General features: G+C 66.5%; 13 protein-coding genes. 8 read left to right on the forward strand and 5 right to left on the reverse strand.

Annotated elements, in window-relative coordinates; genetic code table 11:
* Positions 1 to 110: 110 nt before the first annotated feature.
* The 3 genes from VSX79_RS15015 to VSX79_RS15025 form a co-directional block, all read right to left on the reverse strand.
* Positions 111 to 1,322, reverse strand: coding sequence for a pyridoxal phosphate-dependent aminotransferase (locus VSX79_RS15015; protein ID WP_326913748.1), 1,212 nt, complete (start codon positions 1,320 to 1,322; stop codon positions 111 to 113).
* Positions 1,323 to 1,450: 128 nt separating this feature from the next.
* The gene (pabB, locus tag VSX79_RS15020; protein ID WP_326913749.1) at positions 1,451 to 3,283 is read right to left on the reverse strand and encodes an aminodeoxychorismate synthase component I; all 1,833 of its coding nucleotides are present in this window, start codon (positions 3,281 to 3,283) and stop codon (positions 1,451 to 1,453) included.
* A 47-nt stretch (positions 3,284 to 3,330) separates the two neighbouring features.
* A complete protein-coding gene (locus tag VSX79_RS15025) occupies positions 3,331 to 3,867 on the reverse strand; it encodes a hypothetical protein (protein WP_179494030.1) in 537 nt (178 codons plus the stop codon).
* A gap of 137 nt (positions 3,868 to 4,004) precedes the next feature.
* Here VSX79_RS15025 and VSX79_RS15030 point away from each other — a divergent pair, with 137 nt between their 5' ends.
* The 7 genes from VSX79_RS15030 (at position 4,005) to VSX79_RS15060 (ending at position 11,393) form a co-directional block, all read left to right on the forward strand.
* Entirely contained in the window at positions 4,005 to 5,675 is a 1,671-nt protein-coding gene (locus tag VSX79_RS15030) for an AMP-binding protein (protein WP_326913750.1), read from the forward strand.
* A gap of 129 nt (positions 5,676 to 5,804) precedes the next feature.
* Entirely contained in the window at positions 5,805 to 6,245 is a 441-nt protein-coding gene (locus VSX79_RS15035) for a MerC domain-containing protein (protein WP_326913751.1), read from the forward strand.
* Between the two features lie 100 nt (positions 6,246 to 6,345).
* Positions 6,346 to 6,810 (forward strand): Fur family transcriptional regulator, encoded by a 465-nt coding sequence (locus VSX79_RS15040; protein ID WP_179494024.1) that lies wholly within the window; start codon positions 6,346 to 6,348, stop codon positions 6,808 to 6,810.
* A gap of 34 nt (positions 6,811 to 6,844) precedes the next feature.
* Complete coding sequence (locus VSX79_RS15045) at positions 6,845 to 7,681, forward strand: hypothetical protein (RefSeq protein WP_326913752.1); 837 nt, start codon at positions 6,845 to 6,847, stop codon at positions 7,679 to 7,681.
* A gap of 70 nt (positions 7,682 to 7,751) precedes the next feature.
* The gene (locus tag VSX79_RS15050; RefSeq protein ID WP_179494020.1) at positions 7,752 to 9,275 is read left to right on the forward strand and encodes a fumarate hydratase; all 1,524 of its coding nucleotides are present in this window, start codon (positions 7,752 to 7,754) and stop codon (positions 9,273 to 9,275) included.
* A gap of 116 nt (positions 9,276 to 9,391) precedes the next feature.
* Entirely contained in the window at positions 9,392 to 10,927 is a 1,536-nt protein-coding gene (locus tag VSX79_RS15055) for a M20/M25/M40 family metallo-hydrolase (RefSeq protein ID WP_179494018.1), read from the forward strand.
* Positions 10,928 to 10,937: 10 nt separating this feature from the next.
* Positions 10,938 to 11,393 (forward strand): VOC family protein, encoded by a 456-nt coding sequence (locus tag VSX79_RS15060; protein ID WP_326913753.1) that lies wholly within the window; start codon positions 10,938 to 10,940, stop codon positions 11,391 to 11,393.
* Here VSX79_RS15060 and VSX79_RS15065 read toward each other — a convergent pair.
* On the reverse strand, positions 11,390 to 12,583 hold the full coding sequence (locus VSX79_RS15065) for a DUF481 domain-containing protein (protein WP_326913754.1): 1,194 nt from the start codon (positions 12,581 to 12,583) through the stop codon (positions 11,390 to 11,392). The genes VSX79_RS15060 and VSX79_RS15065 overlap by 4 nt on opposite strands.
* Before the next feature lie 133 nt (positions 12,584 to 12,716).
* On the opposite strand from VSX79_RS15065, the gene VSX79_RS15070 reads away from it, so the two are divergent.
* On the forward strand, positions 12,717 to 12,992 hold the full coding sequence (locus tag VSX79_RS15070; protein WP_179494014.1) for a hypothetical protein: 276 nt from the start codon (positions 12,717 to 12,719) through the stop codon (positions 12,990 to 12,992).
* A gap of 23 nt (positions 12,993 to 13,015) precedes the next feature.
* Here the strand turns inward: VSX79_RS15070 and VSX79_RS15075 are convergent, their stop codons facing one another.
* On the reverse strand, positions 13,016 to 13,777 hold the full coding sequence (locus tag VSX79_RS15075) for a hypothetical protein (RefSeq protein ID WP_326913755.1): 762 nt from the start codon (positions 13,775 to 13,777) through the stop codon (positions 13,016 to 13,018).
* Positions 13,778 to 13,894 lie beyond the last annotated feature (117 nt).

A 13,894-nucleotide genomic window follows, 5' to 3' on the forward strand; every position in this document is an offset into this window, starting at 1 on the left:
TACCATCGGGTGAACCGGGCGCTTAACCGTCGTTCAGGTTCAAATAGGCCCGTCCGCCGGCATTACAAGACCGATCGGTATAAAATTCCTATGCAGCGGCAAACAGGCGCTTAGCTCAGCGCGGCGCACGCCTGCTGGATGCGCACGCACGCTTCCTTGAGCACCGCTTCGGACGTCGCATAGGAGACGCGGAACGCGGGCGACAGCCCGAACGCGCCGCCATGCACCGCCGCCACGCGCGCCGAATCGAGGAAATAGTCGATCAGCGCCTCGTCGCTGTCGATCACCTGCCCCGCGGGCGTCTTCTTGCCGATGCACCCCGACGCGTCGGGATAGACATAGAAGGCGCCGTCGGGGACGGGGCAGCTCAGCCCCGGCGCGTCGTTGAGCATCGCGACGACCATGTCGCGGCGCTTCCGGAACGCGGCGTTGCGGTCGTCGAGGAACTGCTGCGGCCCGCCGAGCGCGGCGGCGGCGGCGGCCTGCGCGATCGAACAAGGGTTCGACGTCGACTGCGACTGCAATTTGCCCATCGCCTTGATGATCCACGCTGGCCCGCCCGCATAGCCGATCCGCCAGCCGGTCATCGCATAGGCCTTCGAACAGCCGTTCACCGTCAGGATGCGGTCGATCAGGTCAGGGCAGCGCTGCGCGAAGGTCGTGAATTCGAAATCGGCGTACCAGACATGCTCGTACATATCGTCGGTCATCACCATCACATGCGGATGGCGGCGAATGACTTCGCCGAGCGCATCGAGCTCCTCGCCCGAATAGGCGGCGCCCGACGGGTTCGACGGCGAGTTGAACATCACCCAGCGCGTCTTCGCGGTGATCGCGGCGTCGAGCTGCGCCGGTGTGATCTTGTAATTCTGCGCCGCGGTGCCCTCGACGATCACCGGCGTGCCGCCCGCGAACGCGACGATGTCGGGATAGCTCACCCAATAGGGCGCGGGAATGATCACCTCGTCGCCCGGATCAACGGTCGCGACGAGCGCGTTGAACAAAGTGTGCTTGCCGCCGACGTTGACCGAAATCTGGTCGAGCCCGAAGTCGAGCCCGTTGTCGCGGCGAAATTTGCCCCGGATCGCTTCCTTCAGCGCCACCGTGCCGTCGACGAGCGTATATTTGGTCTGCCCGTTGCGGATCGCCTCGATCGCCGCTTCCTTGACGAAATCGGGGGTATCGAAATCGGGCTCGCCCGCGCTCAGGCCGATGACATCGACGCCCGACGCTTTCAGCGCCGACACGCGCGCGGTCATCGCGAGCGTCGCCGAGGGCTGGATGCGGTTCAGAGCGGCGGAGACATGGGGCTTCAGCGACATGACGATATCTTCCGTGGTTTGCGCGGTCGGGCTGCAAAAGGACAGGAAATTGCGCGGGGCCGCGCCTAAAGCCTCCGGCCGATATTCGCAAGCGCGCTGCTTGATAATTTACCTATGCGGCGGGCAGGTCAGCCTATCCCGGATGCCTCGGCGTCCGCGAGCCGCGCGGGCACGAGGCCGCGCAAACTGTTGCCGATGAAGAAGCCGCTTTCCAGATCGGCGAGCCGCAGGTGCGATTCGACCGCGCGGCCCTTGTCGATCAGTTCGGCGCGCAGCACACCGGGGAGCAGCCCCAATGCCAGCGGCGGGGTGAGCAACTGGCCATCGCGCTCGACGAAGATGTTGCTCCAGCTGCCTTCGGTAACGAAACCCGGCTCGTCGATGAAGACGACCTCGGCCGCGCCGCTCTCGTGACGCAGGCTGTCATAGGCGGCCCGCAGGCTGGTCTTGTGCGTCACGCGGAAGTCGCCGGCCGCCATCGGCGCGGGGCGCACCGCGACGGGCACCGGCAATTCGGCGAGGCGTGGCAGCGGCGACACCTCGACCGCGAGCGCCCCCGACGGCGCGAGCCGCATCCGCACCCGCGCGGCGCTGCGCAGGCGGAAGGTCGCCGATTGCAGGCTGTTGCGCGCACCATGCCGGTCGAAGGCGAAGCCCAGAACTTCGGCGCTCGCCTTCATCCGCCCGAGATGCCCCTCGAGCCGCTGGATGCCCTCGACGGGATCGAAAAGCATCGTTTCGATCAGGTCGAAGCTTTCGCCCGCTGCAACCACAAATTCTCCCTTGGCCAGACATTCGCGCCATTCTTCAGCCGCTTGGCTGTCGGCGACGATTCCAGAACCGAGCCCCAGCGTGGCGCAAGCCGGCCCGCCATGCAACCCGCCTTGCGGAAAGACGAGCGTGCGGATCGCGACATTGAATGCCGCGTCGCCGCCCGGCTCGATAAAGCCGATCGACCCTGTGTAAAGCCCGCGCGGCCCCGCCTCGAGCTCGTCGATGATTTCCATCGCGCGCACCTTGGGCGCCCCCGTGATCGATCCGCAGGGAAAGGCGGCGCGCAGCACGTCGACCGCGCTCACACCTTCGGGCAGTTCGGCGCTGACATCGGAGACGAGCTGGTGGATCGTCGGAAAGCTTTCGACGCGGAACAGGTCGGGCACCGCGACCGATCCGGGCACCGCCACGCGCGACAGGTCGTTGCGGATTAGGTCGACGATCATCAGATTTTCGGCGCGCTGCTTGGGGTCGTCGGCAAGGTCGCGCGCGGCCGCCGCGTCGGCTTCCGGATCGGCAAGCCGCGCCGCGGTTCCCTTCATCGGCCGCGCCATCACCCGCCCATCGCGCAGCGCGAAAAAGAGTTCGGGCGAGTGCGAGACGATCGCCCGATCGCCCGTCCAGATCACCCCGCCATAACCCGCGCGCGCCGCGTGCCTTAGCCGCGCATGCACAGCAAGCGGGTTGCCGTATAGCGGCACGTCGGCGCGAAACGTGTAATTCGCCTGATAGATATCGCCCGCCCGGATCAACTCCAGCACCGCCTCGATCGCCGCCAGATACTCGGTGCGCGCAACGCGCGGCCGCGGCTTGCCGGTCCATGCCGATGCCGGATCAGGAAGCAGGCCGGGGATCCGGTCGGCAGCGATGCGCGTGACCTTTTCGAACAGGCCGAACCAGCCGAGCGGCATGTCGCCCGTTTCGGCATCGACCGCCCCGCGCCACGCGGGCGCGAGCGCCTTTCCCGCCTCGTATGACAGATAGCCCGCGGCATGCAGCCCGCGCGCCTGCGCGGCTTCGAGCGCGGACAGCAACGCCGGAACGTCGGCCGCCGTCCGCGCCGTCAAAACGTCGACGGGCTCGGCGAACATCCGCGCCGCCGCGGCACCCTCGGCGCGCGCATCGTCGAGCAGCACGAAGGGCGGGCAGCCCGGCCCCGGAAGCGGGATCGCCTCGCCGCCCGTCATCGCTGTATCGTCATCGCTATGTCACGATACCGACCGCGCGCCCGCGATCAGCGGTCGCGTTTCATGCGGATGGTGCGACCGCCCTCGATCGACGCGAAATAGCTGCCCATCGTCGCGACCTTGATCTTGACCTTCTGGCCTGCCTTGGGCTGGCGTGGCAGCCGCGTCGTGTCGATCTGCGTCCACACCGCGTCATCTTCCATCGCCAGCGTATATTTGCCCGAGCGGTCCATGCTCACCGAACGGATCGTCGTTTCGATTTCCTTGACCTCATCCTCGTCGCCGCCGAAAATCCCGCCGAGCTTGGGGAAGGAAAAACCGAACAGCCCGCGCCGCGCCTTCTTGGCAGTCTCGCGATCGGTGAAGGTGATCTCGCGCGCCTGGTCGGCACTCGACAATTCGCCGACTTCGCGGTCGAAACAGGCGAGCCGCGCCGCCGGGTCGGCGATGTCGCGGCACGCGTAAAGTTCCTGGATCTGCGCCGGAGGCTCAGAGGGCAACTTGTCCTTCGCGGCGACCGGGGCGGCGAGCGCGCCGGCGAGAAGGACGAGCGGCGCGGCGACACGCGATGACAGCTGCAGCATGGCAAAACCCCTGGCGAGAACGATATGCGCTGCCTAGCCGCCCCGACTGCGCGCCGCAAGCGAGCCCGGTTGCAAATCACCGCTTACTGACCCTAGTGTAAGGAACCCCGCGCATATCGAGAGGATTCCATCACCCCATGGACAGCCATTTTTCCTGGTCGACCGGCTATAATCACCCCACCGACTGGGATCAGGCCTTCGCGCCGCTGTCGCTCCCCGACATGCTGGCCGCCAGCGTCGCGCGGCGCGGCGATGCCCCGATGCTCGACTTCATGGGGCGCCAGTTCGGCTATGCCGAGGTCGCACGCGGCGCGGCGCGCGTCGCGCGCGGGCTGCAACAGCGCGGGATCGGCAAGGGCAGCCGCGTCGGCCTCTTCCTGCCCAACGTCCCCCATTATGTCGCGGCCTATTATGGCGCGCTCGCTGCCGGCGCGACGGTGGTCAATTTCTCGCCACTCTACACCGTCGCCGAACTCGAGGCGCAGGTCGAGGATTCGGGCACCGACACGCTGTTCACGATCAGCGCCGCGGCGCTGCTGCCCACCGCGCTCGAGGTGCTCGACGGGTCGAGCCTCAAGCAGCTCGTCGTCGGATCGGTCGCCGGCGGGCTCCCCACGGCGAAGTCGGTTCTCTATCGCCTGTTCAAGCGCAGCGAGGTCGCAGCGTTGCCCGCCGACCCGCGCATCATCCGCTTCTCGGCGCTCACCGACAACGACGGCAAGCCCGATCCGGTCACGATCGACCCCGAAAAGGACATCGCGCTGATCCAATATACCGGCGGCACGACCGGGACGCCGAAAGGCGCCAAGCTGACGCACCAGAATCTTACCGCCAACGCGCGGCAGGTGAATGCCATCGACCCCGACCATGAAGCCGAGGACCGCATCCTCGGCGTCCTCCCCTTCTTCCACGTCTTCGCGAACACCTGCGTGCTCAACCGCACCGTGCTCAACGGCGGCACGATCACGATGCTGCCGCGCTTCGATGCGAAACAGGCGCTTCAGGCGATTACGCGAACGAAGACGACCGCGCTGCCCGGCGTGCCGACGATGTATCAGGCGCTGCTCGATCATCCCGACCTCACGAGGACCGACTTCTCCAGCTTGCGCATCTGTATCTCGGGCGGCGCACCGATGCCCGCCGAGCTGCGTGAGAAATTCGTCGCCGCCACCGGCGCCGCGCTCGTCGAAGGCTATGGCCTCACCGAAAGTTCGGGCGTCGTCGCGACCAATCCCTATGAGGGGCCGGTGCGCGCCGGCACGATCGGCCAGCCGATCCCCGCAACGCAGATCCGCCTGCTCGACAAGGAAGACCCGTCAAGGGATGCGCCCGACGGCGAACCCGGCGAGCTCGCCGTCAAGGGCCCGCAGATCATGCAGGGATACTGGAACCGCCCCGAGGCGGACAAGGACAGCTTCACCGACGATGGCTGGCTACGCACCGGCGACGTCGCCGTGGTCGAGGATGGTGGCTATATCCGCATCGTCGACCGGCTGAAGGACATGATCGCGGTCGGCGGGTTCAAGGTATACCCCAGCGTGATCGAGGCGCATCTCTACGAACATCCGGCGGTCAAGGAAGCGATCGTCCTCGGCGTCCCCGACGCCTATCGCGGCGAGGCGCCGAAGGCTTTTGTGACGATCGAGGAGGGCTTCGACGTCAGCGGCGAGGCGCTCGCCGCGTGGCTCAACCCCAAGCTCGGCAAGCATGAGCGGGTGAACGCGGTCGAGGTGCGACTGAACCTGCCCAAAACAATGATCGGCAAGCTCGACCGCAAGGCGTTGCGGGCGGAAGAGGGGAGCCGGTGAACGGCCTCTATCGCTACCCCGCCTTCGCAGGGGTGACGGTCTAAAGTTTATTACAATGACAATGAGACATTGTAACCTCTGTCATGTTATGCCATATCCAGCATCGCAATTGCCCCAATGGAGAATCGGGTGACCCATGTCGCCAGCCCTGCCCCTGCCCCTGCCCTGACGCGCCTCGGCGCGCTGGTAAGGGCTGCGCGCGATTCGCGGCCGCTGACCTCGCTTTCGGGCGATCAGCTGGCGATGGGCCTGTCGGGGCTCTGCCTCGTCCACTGCCTTGCAACGACCATTTTCTTCGCCTCGATCGCCTCGGTCGGCGGGGTGTTTCTCGACAATCACCTGTTCCACGAGATCGGACTGATCATCGCGATCGGCTTCGCGCTCATCACGCTCGTCTCGGGCGTGCTCAGTCACGGCTATATGATGCCCTTCGCGGTCGGCAGCTTCGGGCTCGGCATGATGGCGGGCGCGCTGTCGCGGCCGCACGACGGCAGCGAAGTGATCGCGACGATGATCGGCGTTGCGGTCGTCGCGCTGGGTCACGACCTCAACCGCCGCGCGCGGCACTGATCCCACCGCATCGGAGATGTCCGCAACTTGCGGGCGCTGCGCAAACAGCCTACATTACATCCTGGTTAGCGCGGGATTTCCCACGCCTGAGGAAACGCCAATGGGCAAGCATGATCATCCGCACGTCGAGGCCAGCGGCGCCTCGCTCGCCAGGGCGGCGCAGACCGCGCTCGAGGGCGCGGGCGAAGCCTGGACCGACATGCGCGCCGAGATTTTCGACGCGGTCGCCGAAATCGGCAAGCCGGCGAGCGCCTATGAAATCGCCGACATCGTCTCGCAGAAGCGCGGCAAGCGCGTCGCGCCGAACAGCGTCTATCGCATCCTCGACCTGTTCGTCGCGAACAACCTCGTCCGCCGCGTCGAAAGCGCCAACGCCTTCGTCGCGAACAGCCATCCGGGCTGCCTCCACGACTGCATCTTCCTGATCTGCGATACGTGCGGCAGCGCGGTGCATGTCGACGACGACAAATTGTCGACCGGCGTCCGCGCCGCCGCGAACGCAACCGGCTTCGCCGCCGAGCGCCCCGTGATCGAGGTGCGCGGCAAATGCGCCGAGTGCCAATAAGGTGAGCCGCCGCGCTCCACCGGACATTTAGAGGGTGGCTGGGGGGCTTCAGCATTGGATCGAGGAACAGCGGACGCGCCCGCCCGCGCCGACGCGTGCCTGGGCCTGGGCGCTGGCCTTCGGGATCGCAACGCTGCTCTTCGGCTTCTATCTGGGGCAGGTTTTCCCGCAAACGGGGCATGACATCGCGCCGGGCTATGGTTCGCCGGTGCTCGCGTTCGAATTCGCGGGCAGCCAGAGCGACCTCGAAGCGATCTTCGGCTTCTTCACCGACCCGCAGCAGGTGACGCGCCTCGCCGCGATGCGCGCGGGCAACGAAGGCGACTATCTCTACATGCTGCTCTACGCGGGCTTTCTAGCCAGCGGCTGCTTCGCGCTGTGGCGCGAGCTTCGGCTGCGCGCGCTCCTTGCCACCAGCTTGCTGCCCGTCGCGGCGGCGCTCTGCGACGCATGGGAGAACTGGCTGCTCCTCGACATCCAGGCGGCCTTCACGCTCGGCGACTATTCGCCCGCGATGGCGAGCCTTCCCTATCCGGTCGCCGCCAAGTTCCTGCTGCTTTCGGCGACCAACGTCATGATCGGCGCGGCGGCCACGCGCCTCGGGCGCTGGTGGGCGCTGTTCGGCACGCTCGCGATCCTCGCGGCGATCCCGACCGTCATGGCGATCATCACCCCCGCCGCCTTCGCCTGGGCCCTGATCCCCTCGGCTGCGGCCGGCTGGCTGCTGCTGCTCGCGCTCGCCGTGGCGGGGAGTTGGCGGGCGTTGGCGCACAAACGCCCTCTCGCCGACTGGAGCGAAGCCGCGCCCGCCCCCGCTACCCCCGACGCCGCCCCGCCCGCCCGGCGCGTCTTCGGCCGCCGCCGCACCTGAGCCCCTTCCCACTCCGGCGATGCGGGTCTAGGGAAGCCCGCGAATCCTGAAAAAGGGCGAAGGGCTGCACATGAACACCGTGATCATCCGCGAAGACGACCTCATCGAAACGATCGCCGACGCACTCCAGTACATCAGCTATTTCCACCCGATGGACTATATCCGCGCGCTCGGCGCCGCCTATGAACGCGAAGTGTCGCCGGCCGCGAAGGACGCGATGGCGCAGATATTGTCGAACAGCCGCATGTGCGCCGAGGGGCACCGCCCGATCTGCCAGGACACCGGCATCGTCACCGTCTTCATCAAATGGGGCATGGACTGCCGCCTCGACAGCCCGCGCAGCCTGCAGCAGGTGGTCGATGAGGGCGTGCGCAAGGCCTATCTCCACCCCGAAAACAAGCTGCGCGCCTCGATCCTCGCCGACCCCGCATTCAGCCGCGTCAATACGAAGGACAACACGCCCTCGGTGCTCAACGTCGAGATGGTCCCCGGCGCAAAAGTCCACATCGACGTCGCTGCAAAGGGCGGCGGCAGCGAGAATAAGTCGAAGTTCAAGATGATGAACCCGTCCGACAGCATCGTCGACTGGGTGCTCGAAATGGTGCCGCAGATGGGCGCCGGCTGGTGCCCGCCCGGCATGCTCGGTATCGGCATCGGCGGCACCGCCGAAAAGGCGATGCTGCTCGCCAAGCAGTCGCTGATGGACCCGATCGACATGACCGAGCTGCTCGCGCGCGGGCCGGCGAGTCCGACCGAGGAATTGCGCATCGAGCTCTATGAAAAGGTCAACGCGCTCGGCATCGGCGCGCAGGGCCTCGGCGGCCTCGCGACCGTGCTCGACGTCAAGATCGCCGACTGGCCGACCCACGCCGCGTCGAAGCCCGTCGCGATGATCCCGAACTGCGCCGCGACGCGCCATGCCCACGTTACGCTCGACGGCAGCGGCCCCGCCTTCCTCGAACCGCCGGTGCTCGCGGACTATCCGCAGATCGACTGGCAGCCCGACACGGCCGCAATCCGCGTCGATCTCGACAATCTCACCCCCGAAGTCGTCGCGAGCTGGAAACAGGGCGACCGGCTTTTGCTCAACGGCAAGATGCTCACCGGCCGCGACGCCGCGCACAAGCGCATCGCCGACATGCTCGCCAAGGGCGAGGAGCTGCCCGTCACCTTCCGCGACCGCGTCATCTATTATGTCGGCCCTGTTGACCCAGTCGGCGAGGAAATCGTCGGCCCCGCGGGCCCGACCACCGCAACGCGCATGGACAAATTCATGGACATGATGCTGGGTCAGGGCCTGCTCGCCTGCGTCGGCAAAGCCGAACGCGGCCCCGCCGCGACGCAATCGATCGCCAAGCACAAGAGCGCCTATCTGATGGCGGTCGGCGGCGCCGCCTATCTCGTGTCGCGCGCGATTAAAGGCAGCCAGGTCGTCGGCTTCGCCGACCTTGGCATGGAAGCGATCTACGAATTCGAGGTCAGCGATTTCCCCGTCACCGTCGCGGTCGACAGCAAAGGCCAGAACGTCCACGTCAACGCGCCGATGCTGTGGCAGAAGCGGATCAAGGACGAAGGGTTGCTGGAGAAGGCGTGAGCTTCCTCCTCCTCCGCCGTCCTCCAGAATCGTAACGGCAAGTTCCGGACACACGCTTGCGTTTCGCTGCCGATCCGGCACATTGCTTCGCATACGAAGCAGGCAGGGGACGCAGCATGGATTTCCGTAACGTCGACAAGCTGAACCGCCGCGACATGATTCGCGGCACCGCGATGCTCGGGGCGGGCGCCGCCTTCATGCAGCCCGTCCCGCTCTGGGCGCAGTCGGGCACGATGGCGGATATCCGCAAAGCCGCCGAAGCCGGCAAGGACGCCTCGATCAAGCGCATCCGCGACTGGATCGCCCTCCCCTCGATCGCCGCCGAGAACCGCAGCATGGCCGAGGGTGCGGCCTATATGGCCGAGCTCGCGAAGGACGCGGGCTTCACCAATGTCGAAATCGTGCCGACCGACGGCCACCCCGGCGTGTTCGGCACGATCGACGTCGGCGCACCGCGCACGCTCGGCATCTATTTCATGTATGACGTCAAGCAGTTCGACCCCGCCGAATGGTCGTCGCCGCCGCTCGAAGGCAAGATGGTCGAGCGCCCCGGTTTTGGACAGGCGATCATGGGCCGCGGCGCGGTGAACCAAAAGGGGCCCGAGGCGACCTTCCTCGCCGCGCTCCACGCGATCCGCGCCGCCGGGCGCAAACTGCCGGTGAACATCGTGCTCGTTTGCGAGGGCGAAGAAGAAATTGGCTCACCCCACTTCCGCCAGATCGCGACCAAACCCAACATCCTCGCCGCGCTCAAGAAGTGCGAGGGCATTTTCATCCCCTTCGCCTCGCAGGGCAAGACCGGCAATGTCACGGTTAACTTGGGCTCGAAAGGCATCATCGAACTCGAACTCGTCGCGAGCGGCGAGAAATGGGGCCGCGGTCCGAAGGGCGACGTCCATTCGAGCCTCAAAGCCATGGTCGATTCGCCCGCCTGGCGGCTGGTGCAGGCGCTCCAGACGCTCGTCACCTCCGATGGCAACAAGCCCGCGATCGAGGGCTGGTACGAAAATGTCCGCCCACTCACCGAACGCGAAAAATCGCTGATCCGCGAGGCTGCAAAGGCGGGCGACGAAGCCGCGCAGAAACAGGCGCTCGGCATCACCCACTGGATCGACAATCTCTCCTACCCCGACGCACTCACCCGCCTCGCGCAGGAACCCACGGTCAATATCGAAGGACTCGTCGCGGGCTACACCGGCCCCGGCGGCAAGACCGTGCTGCCGGGCAAGGCGGTCGCGAAACTCGACCTCCGCCTCGTCCCCAACCAGACGCGCGCCGAGGCCGAGAAGAAACTCCGCGCGCATCTCGACAAGCATGGCTTCGCCGACGTCGAGGTCAATGTGTCGGGCGGTTACGACCCGACCGAGGTCGCCGAGGACAGCCGCCTCGTCCGCTCCGAACTCGCGACCTACAAGAAGCTCGGCGTCGCGACGAGCATCAACCCGCGCATGGCGGGCAGTTGGCCCGGCGCCACCTTCACCGCGCCGCCGGTGTCGATCCCCGCGGCGCATTTCGGCATCGGCCACGGCTCGGGCGCGCACGCCCCCGACGAATATTTTCTCATCGATTCGACCAATCCCAAGGTCGCGGGCCTTGTCGACGCGACGATGGGTTTCGCCGAATTCCTCTACGTGCTGGCGGCGATCAAATAGGGAGGGGCAGATGAGCGACCTCAACGGCGTCGCGCATGTCATCCTGACCGCGGGCGATTTCGCGCGCTCGACCGCCTTCTGGCGCGACATGATCGGCTATCTCGGCCTCAAACTCGTGCTCGACAGCGAGCATATGCTCTATGGCGTCGGCGGGCGAACCGCGATCGGCATCCGCACCGGCAGCCCGGAAAACGCCGGCAAGCGCTTCGACCAGGGCGCCCCGGGGCTGCACCATGCCTGCTTCCGTATGCGCGACCGCGCCGCGATCGACCGCGTCCACACCTTCCTGACGGAGCGCGACGATATCCATATCGTCCACGCGCCGCAGGAGGAGCCGTGGGCGCCGGGCTATTATTCGGTGCTGTTCGAGGATCCCGACGGCATCCGCATCGAATTCAACCATGTCCCCGGCGCCGGCCTGCTGGCGGAGGGCGAGCAGATCGGCGGCGCGAACGCGTTCGACTAGAAACCGTAGACCAGCGTGAACCGCGTCTGGGTATCGACGCTTTCGATCCCCGGCGGCGGGCTGGTGTCGATCTGCGCCGAATAGGCGATGCGCGCCGACAGCGCGCCGGTCAGCTTGGCGTTGAGCGCGGTCTGCGAACTGGTCGAACCATTGGCTTCGCCGATGATCGTCGATGCGACCTGCGTCAGCCGCAGCGTCGGCGACAATTGCCAGCCGAAATCGAGCCCGGCGAGCGCGGTGAGTTCGGTGTCGTTGCCGCCATCGACGAAGTCGGTCTGGCGAAACGCCGGCCCGCCTTTCAGGCTCAGCGTCATCTTCTTGTTGTCGATCACCTTGTAGCCGAGCCCGCCCGACAGGTTCCAGCGCGTGTTATATCCCAGGATCCGGTCATGCTCCCAACGGCCGAGGCCATAGGCGAAGGTACGCTCATTGATCCGGTATTGCGGCTCGATCTCGGTCAGATAGCGTTCGACCGAGGTCTTGCCGTTCGTGCGCTGGTAATCGGCCTGCGCGCGCAGCTTGTGGAGCCAATCGATCCCCTGCCGCGCCAGCGAGAGGCCGGCGCTGAGGCCGGCCGAGTTCGTATTGCCGCTGCTGTGCGACGCGCCGATCTGCCCCTCGCCTTTCCAATTCTCCCAGAATTTGGACGCCGCCAGTTTCGCCCTGGCGGCGGCTGCCGCCTCGTCCTTCAAGCGCTGCCGTTCGGCGCGATAGGCAACGACCTGTTCCTCGATTTCCGCGGCGTCCTCCGGCGTGGTCGCCTTGGCAAGCTTCGCGACCGCCTCGACATCGGCATCCCTACCGCTCGCCATCGCGGCGGCGAGCATGTTGCGTACCGGGTCGAAGGGGGCCTCCGGCGGATGACCGCTGCGGTAATATGCGAGCAGCGCGTCGATTTCGCCGATGTTGGACGGATGGGTCTGTCGGGCGAATCTGACCACCGCTTCGACATCGTCGTTGTTGCCGCTCGCGAAGGCGGCGTCGATCATCGCGCGCACCGCATCGGGCAGCGGCGGATCGAGCGGCACGAGCACCGTTGGAAGCGGGTTCGCCACGATCGGGTCGACAAGCAGCGGATCGACGAGGAGCGGGCCCTGCTGCGGATCGACGGTTTCCTGCGACGCCTGCGCCGCCGGAACGGCAAGCGAGAGAGGCAGGCAAAGCGCGGCCAGACGGGGGAGAGCTGTCACCGAAAACGTCCTTCTTGCGGGGGCGGAAGCCGGGTTCGTTCGATCGTTGGCGCGGGGCCGGAGCGCAAACGACGCGCTCCTATAACCCGAAAGTTTCTGGCATTTCCACCCCGCGTGCCCCATCTGCAAACCTATGCTGATTGCCATCATCGCCATCTTCTGCGCCGGAATCGGCAATTTCGCGATGCACCGCGCCTTCATGGAAAGCGACGATCCACTGATCCAGCAGATGGTGAAGCCGCTCGCGGACAGGGTCGGGCCGAACATCACCTATATTTTCGAATTCCTGCTGCTCGTCGGTGCGATGGCGATCGCGACGCGAAACTGGTTCGCGGCATTGATGCTCTATGGCCTCTATACGATCTTCAACGCGATGGCGTTCAGCTGGATCATGCAAAGGCCGCGATAGACGGAGCGCGGCGCTTGCGCCGCTCAGCGCCGCCCCCTGCCATAATCGATCCGGATCCTGACCCAGGCGCCGACCAAAGGTCGTCCGCCAAGCCGCGGGGGCCGCACCCTGAACGCCCACGCCGCGGCGAGCACCGCGCGAGTGATCTGCGATCCGTTCGGATATTCGTCGAGCCCGACGCAGTCCTCGACGCGAAAATCGGGGGCCGTGCGGCAGGCGATCAGCCCCCAGCCAGGCCCGCTCGCGGTGGACAGATAGCCGCGCAATTCGTCATCTCTCGGCTCGCGATACCAGGCCGCGGCATAGAGCGGTTCGCCGTTGGGAGCCGTCCCCACCCGCTCCGTATCGCGAAAGGCGGAGGAGCCCCCCGTATCGGGCGGCCCATAGACCGGACGCGCGGCAGCGCGGGGAGGCGCGGGCTGTACAGGCGCGCTCGGCGTCGGAATTATCGGCGTGACCTTGGGTTCGGCGACCGGCTGGGGCTGCGGCTCCGCCGGCTCCGGCGCCGGTTCCTCGATAGCGGGCTGCTGCGACGCCGGTCGCGCCTCGGCCGGCGCGGGTTGCGGTTCGGACGCGTCTTCCGACACCTCCGGGGCCTCGATGCTCACCACGCTGACACTTTCTTCCCGGACGTCGGGCGGTTCTTCGAAGCCGAAGGAGAGCAGCAGGAACAGCAGGAAGGCCGGGATCAGAACGGCCAGGCTTATGGCAAGCGCGCGATACCCCGTCCCGATGCGGAGCTGTTCGACGTAGGGAGTGGCTGGAACGGAGCTCAGCTGAAGCAATCTTTTGGTAGCGGTGCGCGCCGGTCGACAAGGCGCCGGGCTGGTTCTCGCGGGGGATAGGGCGGCGTCCGGCCTTTGACAAGCGCGAGCGTCATCCGGCAAACAAAACGGCGGCCC

Source organism: Sphingopyxis chilensis, from assembly GCF_035930445.1.
Taxonomy (GTDB): domain Bacteria; phylum Pseudomonadota; class Alphaproteobacteria; order Sphingomonadales; family Sphingomonadaceae; genus Sphingopyxis; species Sphingopyxis chilensis.